The 7,956-nt window shown below is 64.8% G+C and carries 15 protein-coding genes; all 15 read left to right on the top strand.

The window, feature by feature from the left end:
* On the top strand, positions 1-1,086 hold a 1,086-nt coding region (gene tuf / locus ACK4S2_RS04370), incomplete at its 5' end, for an elongation factor Tu (protein ID WP_409620696.1).
* A 138-nt stretch (positions 1,087-1,224) separates the two neighbouring features.
* A complete protein-coding gene (rpsJ, locus tag ACK4S2_RS04365) occupies positions 1,225-1,533 on the top strand; it encodes a 30S ribosomal protein S10 (protein ID WP_409620694.1) in 309 nt (102 codons plus the stop codon).
* Between the two features lie 13 nt (positions 1,534-1,546).
* Entirely contained in the window at positions 1,547-2,266 is a 720-nt protein-coding gene (rplC, locus tag ACK4S2_RS04360) for a 50S ribosomal protein L3 (RefSeq protein WP_409620692.1), read from the top strand.
* Positions 2,263-2,880 (top strand): 50S ribosomal protein L4, encoded by a 618-nt coding sequence (gene rplD, locus ACK4S2_RS04355; protein WP_409620690.1) that lies wholly within the window; start codon positions 2,263-2,265, stop codon positions 2,878-2,880. Before rplC ends, rplD begins: the two co-directional genes overlap by 4 nt.
* Positions 2,877-3,173: a 50S ribosomal protein L23 gene (locus tag ACK4S2_RS04350; RefSeq protein ID WP_409620688.1), complete on the top strand. Its 297-nt coding sequence runs from the start codon at positions 2,877-2,879 to the stop codon at positions 3,171-3,173. Before rplD ends, ACK4S2_RS04350 begins: the two co-directional genes overlap by 4 nt.
* A gap of 138 nt (positions 3,174-3,311) precedes the next feature.
* On the top strand, positions 3,312-4,148 hold the full coding sequence (gene rplB, locus ACK4S2_RS04345; protein WP_409620686.1) for a 50S ribosomal protein L2: 837 nt from the start codon (positions 3,312-3,314) through the stop codon (positions 4,146-4,148).
* A 3-nt stretch (positions 4,149-4,151) separates the two neighbouring features.
* Positions 4,152-4,430 carry a 30S ribosomal protein S19 gene (gene rpsS, locus ACK4S2_RS04340; RefSeq protein ID WP_409620684.1) on the top strand — a complete coding sequence of 93 codons (279 nt, stop codon included), beginning with the start codon at positions 4,152-4,154 and terminating at the stop codon, positions 4,428-4,430.
* Between the two features lie 3 nt (positions 4,431-4,433).
* Positions 4,434-4,814 carry a 50S ribosomal protein L22 gene (rplV, locus tag ACK4S2_RS04335; protein ID WP_409620682.1) on the top strand — a complete coding sequence of 127 codons (381 nt, stop codon included), beginning with the start codon at positions 4,434-4,436 and terminating at the stop codon, positions 4,812-4,814.
* Positions 4,814-5,527: a 30S ribosomal protein S3 gene (gene rpsC / locus ACK4S2_RS04330; RefSeq protein WP_409620680.1), complete on the top strand. Its 714-nt coding sequence runs from the start codon at positions 4,814-4,816 to the stop codon at positions 5,525-5,527. Before rplV ends, rpsC begins: the two co-directional genes overlap by 1 nt.
* A gap of 15 nt (positions 5,528-5,542) precedes the next feature.
* Complete coding sequence (gene rplP, locus ACK4S2_RS04325) at positions 5,543-5,956, top strand: 50S ribosomal protein L16 (RefSeq protein ID WP_409620679.1); 414 nt, start codon at positions 5,543-5,545, stop codon at positions 5,954-5,956.
* 233 nt (positions 5,957-6,189) lie between these two features.
* Entirely contained in the window at positions 6,190-6,393 is a 204-nt protein-coding gene (gene rpmC / locus ACK4S2_RS04320) for a 50S ribosomal protein L29 (protein WP_409620677.1), read from the top strand.
* A 10-nt stretch (positions 6,394-6,403) separates the two neighbouring features.
* Positions 6,404-6,643: a 30S ribosomal protein S17 gene (gene rpsQ, locus ACK4S2_RS04315; RefSeq protein ID WP_409620675.1), complete on the top strand. Its 240-nt coding sequence runs from the start codon at positions 6,404-6,406 to the stop codon at positions 6,641-6,643.
* Between the two features lie 73 nt (positions 6,644-6,716).
* Positions 6,717-7,085, top strand: coding sequence for a 50S ribosomal protein L14 (gene rplN / locus ACK4S2_RS04310; RefSeq protein WP_013066055.1), 369 nt, complete (start codon positions 6,717-6,719; stop codon positions 7,083-7,085).
* Positions 7,085-7,390, top strand: coding sequence for a 50S ribosomal protein L24 (gene rplX / locus ACK4S2_RS04305; protein ID WP_409620672.1), 306 nt, complete (start codon positions 7,085-7,087; stop codon positions 7,388-7,390). Before rplN ends, rplX begins: the two co-directional genes overlap by 1 nt.
* Positions 7,390-7,950, top strand: coding sequence for a 50S ribosomal protein L5 (gene rplE / locus ACK4S2_RS04300; protein ID WP_409620670.1), 561 nt, complete (start codon positions 7,390-7,392; stop codon positions 7,948-7,950). Before rplX ends, rplE begins: the two co-directional genes overlap by 1 nt.
* Positions 7,951-7,956: the final 6 nt, after the last annotated feature.

Raw genomic sequence — 7,956 nt, 5'->3', positions numbered from 1 at the left:
GCGATCACGAAGTATTTCGGCGAGTTCCGTGCCTATGACCAGATCGACGGTGCGCCGGAGGAGCGTGCGCGCGGGATCACGATCTCGACGGCGCACGTGGAATACGAGACGGAGAACCGTCACTACGCGCACGTGGACTGCCCCGGCCACGCGGACTACGTGAAGAACATGATCACGGGTGCGGCGCAGATGGACGGCGCGATCCTGGTTTGCGCGGCGTCGGACGGCCCGATGCCGCAGACGCGCGAGCACATCCTGCTGGGCCGCCAGGTGGGCATTCCCTACATGGTCGTCTACATGAACAAGATCGACCTGGTGGATGACGAGGAACTGGTCGAGCTGGTGGAGATGGAACTGCGCGAGCTTCTGTCGTCCTACGAGTATCCCGGCGACGAGATCCCGATCATCAAGGGTTCGGCGCACCAGGCGATGATCGGCGAGCGTCCCGAGATCGGCGAATCGTCGATCCGCGCGCTGATGAAGGCGGTGGACGAATATATCCCGACGCCGGCGCGTGCGGTGGACCAGCCGTTCCTGATGCCGATCGAGGACGTGTTCTCGATCTCGGGCCGCGGCACGGTGGTGACGGGGCGGGTCGAGCGCGGCGTGATCAACGTCGGCGACGAAGTGGAAATCGTGGGCATCCGCCCGACGAAGAAGTCGGTCTGCACCGGCGTCGAGATGTTCCGCAAGCTCTTGGACCGCGGCGAGGCGGGCGACAACATCGGCGCGCTGCTGCGCGGCATCGACCGTGACGGCGTGGAACGCGGCCAGGTGCTGTGCAAGCCCGGCTCGGTGAAGCCGCACACGAAGTTCGAGGCCGAAGCCTACATCCTGACCAAGGAAGAAGGCGGCCGCCACACCCCGTTCTTCGCCAACTACCGTCCGCAGTTCTACTTCCGCACCACCGACGTGACCGGCACCGTCAAGCTGCCGGAAGGCACCGAGATGGTGATGCCGGGCGACAACCTGAAGTTCGAGGTCGAGCTGATCGCCCCGATCGCCATGGAAGAAAAACTGCGCTTCGCCATCCGCGAAGGCGGCCGCACCGTCGGCGCAGGCGTCGTCTCCAAGATCATCGCCTGAGACAGTGCGAATCCCCTTTCCAAGGGGAAGCACACAAGGTAAGGACGCGCGGCGCGCCTTTCGGGGCGCGCCGCAGACCATCAACAATGTGAACCTATGGGCCCGCTTCCGGCTGGCTTATGTTCCGAAGGAAGAGCAATGCAAGGTCAGACCATTCGCATCCGCCTCAAGGCCTTCGATTATCGCGTGCTGGATGCCAGCACCGCGGAAATCGTTTCGACCGCCAAGCGGACCGGCGCCCAGGTGCGCGGGCCCATCCCGCTGCCCAACAAGATCGAGAAGTTCACGGTGCTGCGCGGCCCGCACATCGACAAGAAGTCGCGCGACCAGTGGGAGATCCGCACCCACAAGCGCCTGCTGGACATCGTCGATCCGACCCCGCAAACGGTGGACGCGCTGATGAAGCTCGACCTCGCCGCCGGCGTGGATGTCGAGGTCAAGGTCTGAGGAGGGCATCGCGATGCGTTCTGGTGTTATCGCCAAGAAGCTGGGCATGACCCGGCTGTTCCTCGAAGACGGCAAGCAGGTGCCTGTCACCGTGCTGCAGCTCGACAACCTTCAGGTCGTCGCGCAGCGCACCGCCGACCGCGACGGCTATACCGCCGTTCAGCTGGGCGCAGGCAATGCCAAGGCCAAGCGGACCCCGGCGCCGATGCGCGGGCATTTCGCCAAGGCCAACGTGGCGCCCAAGCGCAAGCTGGCCGAGTTCCGCGTGTCGCCGGAAAACCTGATCGAAGTGGGCGCCGAGATTTCGGCCGAACACTATCTGGCCGGGCAGTTCGTCGACATCGCCGGCACCTCGATCGGCAAGGGCTTTGCCGGTGCGATGAAGCGGCACAACTTCGGCGGTCTGCGCGCCAGCCACGGCGTGTCGATCAGCCACCGTTCGCACGGCTCCACCGGCCAGTGCCAGGACCCCGGCAAGGTGTTCAAGGGCAAGAAGATGGCCGGCCACATGGGCGCCGTGCGCGTGACCACGCAGAACCTGCAGGTCGTGCGCACCGATGCCGAACGCGGGCTCATCATGGTCAAGGGTGCGGTTCCGGGGTCGCGCGGCGGCTGGGTCACCGTGAAGGACGCCGTCAAGAAGCCGGCTCATCCCGAGGCGCCGAAGCCGGCGGCCATTCGGGCTGCGGCTGCTCCGGCTGCCGAAGTGGCGGTCGAAGGGGGTGAAGCATGAAACTCGATGTGATCAAGCTTGACGGCGGCAAGGCCGGCGAGATCGAACTGGACGAAGCGCTGTTCGGCCTGGAGCCGCGCGCCGACATCCTGCACCGCGTGGTGCGCTGGCAGCGGGCCAAGGCCCAGGCCGGCACGCACTCGGTGCTGGGCAAGTCGGACGTGAGCTATTCGACCAAGAAGATCTATCGCCAGAAGGGCACCGGCGGCGCCCGTCACGGCAGCCGCAAGGCCCCGATCTTCCGCAAGGGCGGCGTCTACAAGGGCCCGACCCCGCGCAGCCACGCCCACGACCTGACCAAGAAGTTCCGCGCCCTCGGGCTGCGGCACGCCCTGTCGGCCAAGGCAAAGGCAGGCGAGCTGGTGGTGCTGGAATCGGCCGAAATCGCCGAAGCCAAGACCGCGATGCTGGCCAAGGCCGCGGCGAACCTCGGCTGGAAGCGCGTGCTGGTGATCGACGCCGACGTGAACGAAAACTTCGCCAAGGCCGCGCGCAACATCGAAGGCATCGATGTGCTGCCCGGTATCGGTGCCAATGTCTATGACATCCTCAAGCGTGACACGCTCGTGCTCACCAAGGCGGGTGTCGCTGCCCTGGAGGCTCGTCTGAAATGAGCGCGAAGCCCGAACAGTACGATGTGATCCGCCGCCCGGTGATCACGGAGAAGGCCACCATGGCGTCGGAAAACGGCGCGGTGGTGTTCGAAGTCGCGATGTCCTCGTCCAAGCCGGAAATCAAGGCGGCGGTCGAGGCCGTCTTCGGCGTCAAGGTGAAGGCGGTGAACACCACCATCACCAAAGGCAAGGCCAAGCGTTTCCGCGGCCGCCCCGGCGTCCGTTCCGACGTGAAGAAGGCCTATGTGACGCTCGAGGAAGGAAACACCATCGACGTCACCACCGGCCTTTGATAGAAGGCCAGCGAATCTCGCGGCCCCGGGTTTCCGGGGCCGTGTGTTTTGTCCGGCAGGCGCCGGACTGCAAGACGGGGACCTTCGGGGCCCTACACCTCGGGCCCTCGGGCCCCTAACAGACGGAAGACAGAAACCATGGCACTCAAGTCGTACAAACCGACGACGCCTGGCCAGCGCGGGCTGGTGCTGATCGACCGTTCTGAGCTTTGGAAAGGACGCCCGGTCAAGGCCCTCGTCGAGGGTCTGACCAAGAACGGCGGCCGGAACAACCTCGGACGGGTCACGATGCGCCACCAGGGCGGCGGCGCAAAGCGTCTTTACCGCATCGTGGACTTCAAGCGGCGCAAGTTCGACATGGCGGCGACGGTGGAGCGGATCGAATACGATCCCAACCGCACCGCCTTCATCGCGCTGATCAAGTATGAAGACGGCGAACTGGCCTACATCATCGCGCCGCAGCGTCTGGCTGTGGGCGACAAGGTGATCGCCGGCGCCAAGGTCGACGTGAAGCCGGGCAACGCGATGCCGTTCTCGGGCATGCCGATCGGCACGATCGTGCACAACGTCGAGATGAAGCCGGGCAAGGGCGGCCAGATCGCGCGCGCGGCGGGCACCTATGCCCAGTTCGTCGGCCGCGACGGCGGCTATGCGCAGATCCGCCTGTCGTCGGGCGAGCTGCGGATGGTGCGTCAGGAATGCATGGCGACCATCGGTGCGGTGTCGAACCCCGACAACTCGAACCAGAACCTCGGCAAGGCCGGCCGTCGCCGCCACATGGGCATCCGCCCGACGGTGCGCGGTGTGGCCATGAACCCGATCGACCACCCGCACGGCGGCGGCGAAGGCCGCACGAGCGGTGGCCGTCACCCGGTCACCCCGTGGGGCAAGGGCACCAAGGGGAACAAGACCCGCAAGAACAAGGCGACGGACAAGTACATCGTCCGCTCGCGTCACGCCAAGAAGGGGCGCTGATCCATGGCACGTTCTCTCTGGAAAGGCCCCTTTGTCGACGCCTATGTCCTCAAGAAGGCCGAGAAGGCCCGCGAGTCGGGCCGTGGCGAGGTGATCAAGATCTGGTCGCGTCGCTCCACCATCCTGCCGCAGTTCGTCGGGCTGACCTTCGGCGTCTACAACGGCCACAAGCACATCCCGGTCGCCGTGACCGAGGAGATGATCGGCCAGAAGTTCGGTGAATATTCGCCGACCCGCACCTACTACGGTCACGCCGCCGACAAGAAAGCCAAGAGGAAGTAAGCCATGGGTATGGAGAAGAATCCGCGCCGCGTGGCGGACAACGAGGCTCAGGCCATCGCGCGCATGCTCAAGACCAGCCCGCAGAAGCTGAACCTTGTGGCGGCGATGATCCGCGGCAAGAAGGTGGACAAGGCCCTGGCCGACCTGACCTTCTCGAAGAAGCGCATTGCGGTCGACGTGAAGAAGTGCCTGCAATCGGCGATCGCCAACGCCGAGAACAATCATGGGCTGGACGTGGACGAACTGGTCGTCGCCGAAGCCTATGTCGGCAAGGACATCACCCTGAAGCGCGGCCGCCCGCGTGCCCGTGGCCGGTTCGGCAAGATCATGAAGCCGTTCGCCGAAATCACGATCAAGGTGCGTCAGAAAGGGGAGACTGCGTAATGGGACAGAAGGTCAACCCCATCGGGATGCGTCTGCAGGTCAACCGCACCTGGGACAGCCGCTGGTATGCCGACAGCAAGGACTACGGCAACCTGCTTCTGGAAGACTTGCGCATGCGCGAGTTCATCCATGAGGAAGTGAAGCAGGCCGGCGTCAGCCGTGTCATCATCGAGCGTCCGCACAAGAAGTGCCGCGTGACCATCCACACCGCGCGTCCGGGCGTGATCATCGGCAAGAAGGGCGCCGATATCGAAACTCTGCGCAAGAAGCTGGCGAACTTCACCAAGTCGGAACTGCATCTGAACATCGTCGAAGTCCGCAAGCCGGAAGTCGATGCGATGCTGGTGGCCGAATCGATCGCGCAGCAGATGGAGCGTCGGGTTTCCTTCCGCCGCGCCATGAAGCGTGCGGTGCAGAACGCGATGCGTCTGGGCGCCCTGGGCATCCGGGTCAACGTCTCGGGCCGTCTGGGTGGCGCGGAAATCGCGCGGACCGAATGGTACCGCGAAGGCCGCGTGCCGCTGCACACGCTGCGCGCCGACATCGACTATGCGCTGGCCGAAGCCTCGACCCCCTACGGGATCATCGGGGTGAAGGTGTGGATCTTCAAGGGCGAGATCATGGAACATGATCCGCAGGCCCGCGACCGTCGTGCTGCCGAAGGCAACGACGCTCCGGGGCCCCGCCCGCGCCGCGACCGCGAACGCGCCTGAGGGGAGTAGGGACAAATGCTGCAACCGAAACGGACCAAGTTCCGCAAACAGCACAAGGGCCGCATCCACGGCGAAGCCAAGGGCGGATTCCTGCTGAACTTCGGCTCGTTCGCCCTGAAGGCGACCGAGCCCGAGCGGGTGACCGCCCGCCAGATCGAAGCGGCCCGCCGCGCGATCACCCGCCACATGAAGCGTCAGGGCCGCGTCTGGATCCGGGTGTTCCCGGATGTTCCGGTCTCGTCCAAGCCGACCGAAGTGCGGATGGGTAAGGGCAAGGGCTCGGTCGATTACTGGGCGTGCAAGGTGAAGCCCGGCCGCATCATGTTCGAGATCGACGGCGTGTCGGAAACGATCGCCCGCGAGGCGCTGCGCCTGGGCGCGATGAAGCTGCCGGTGACCACCCGCGTGGTCGCGCGCGAAGACTGGTAAGTCCGGGCGGGGGCGACCCCGGCCGACAGGCCCCTGCCGGGAAACCGGCGGGGGCCTTTTTGCGTTCCAGGCCCCGCGAATCCGCTTGCCCCCACGGGCATTCCCCCCTATACGGGCGCATCCTGCGAATCCGGGCGACCGGAGTCGTGGGTCTGTCATGGATCCACCAGGCGAGAGGTCACCCTGAGCAAACCGCAGGGGCCCTCTGGTGATTGTGAAAAGGAACGAGGCGCATGAACGCCAAGGAACTGCGGGCCAAGACGCCCGACCAGCTGCGCGATCAGCTGACGGCCCTGAAGAAGGAGGCGTTCAACCTGCGCTTCCGTCAGGCCACCAACCAGCTGGAAAACACCGCCCGCATCAACGCCGTCCGCAAGGAAGTGGCGCGGATCAAGACGGTGCTGAACGAAATGGCCGCGCAAGCGGCGGCGAAGTGAGGAGCCACAGATGCCCCGTCGTATCCTGCAAGGCACCGTGACCTCGGACAAGAACGACCAGACCATCACCGTTCTGGTCGAGCGCCGCTTCAAGCACCCGCTGCTGCAAAAGACCGTGCGCAAGTCCAAGAAGTATCGTGCGCATGACCCGCTGAACCAGTTCAAGGCCGGGGATACCGTCCGCATCGTCGAATGCGCGCCGATTTCCAAGACCAAGCGCTGGCATGTGGTGACCGAGGCCAACGCCTGATCGCCGCAAGGCATATTCGAAACCCTGGGGCCGCCGGACTGCATGACGGTCCCCAAAGGTCGGGAGACAACCAATGATCCAGATGCAGACCAATCTGGATGTCGCTGACAACTCCGGCGCACGCCGGGTGCAGTGCATCAAGGTTCTGGGCGGTTCGCACCGCCGCTACGCATCCGTGGGCGACATCATCGTGGTGTCGGTCAAGGAAGCGATTCCGAAAGGCCGCGTGAAGAAGGGCGACGTCCGCAAGGCCGTTGTCGTGCGCACCGCCAAGGAAGTTCGCCGTGAGGACGGCACCGCCATCCGCTTCGACCGCAACGCCGCCGTGATCCTGAACAACCAGGGCGAGCCGGTCGGCACCCGTATCTTCGGGCCGGTCGTGCGCGAGCTGCGCGCCAAGAACTTCATGAAGATCATCAGCCTTGCGCCGGAGGTGCTGTGATGGCTGCGAAACTCCGCAAGGGTGACACGGTGATCGTGCTCACCGGCAAGGACAAGGGCAAGCAGGGCGAAATCGCCGCTGTCATGCCCAAGGAAAACAAGGCCGTGGTCGAAGGCGTGAACGTCGCCATCCGCCACACCAAGCAGAGCGCCACCAGCCAGGGCGGCCGCATCCCCAAGGCGATGCCGATCGACCTGTCGAACCTTGCGCTCGTGGACAAGAACGGCAAGGCCACCCGCGTCGGCTTCCGCATGGAAGACGGCAAGAAGGTGCGTTTCGCCAAGACCACCGGGGAGGCGATCTGATGCTGGACGCAGCCACCTACACGCCGCGCCTGAAGGCCGAATACAACGGCCGCATCAAGGCCGCGATGACCGAACAGTTCGGTTACACCAACCCGATGCAGATGCCCAAGCTCGACAAGATCGTGCTGAACATGGGCGTCGGCGAAGCCGTCAAGGACACCAAGAAGGTCAAGCAGGCCGCCGAGGAACTGTCCAGGATCGCCGGCCAGAAGGCTGTTGTCACCCATGCCAAGAAGTCGATCGCCGGCTTCCGCGTGCGAGAAAAGATGCCGCTGGGCTGCAAGGTCACCCTGCGGGGCGACCGGATGTACGAATTCCTCGACCGCCTGATCAACGTCGCGCTGCCGCGCGTCCGCGACTTCCGCGGGGTCAAGGGCAATTCGTTCGACGGCCGCGGCAACTACGCGATGGGCCTGAAGGAACACATCGTGTTCCCCGAGATCGACTTCGACAAGGTCGACGAGATCCTCGGGATGGACATCATCATCTGCACCACCGCGAAGACCGATGCGGAAGCCAAGGCGCTGTTGAAGCATTTCAACATGCCCTTCATCAACTGATCGCGC

This window comes from Gemmobacter sp. (assembly GCF_046292685.1).
Lineage (GTDB): Bacteria > Pseudomonadota > Alphaproteobacteria > Rhodobacterales > Rhodobacteraceae > Wagnerdoeblera.
The sequence above is the reverse complement of the archived record's forward strand: the minus strand, read 5'-3'. Positions and strand labels throughout refer to the sequence as shown.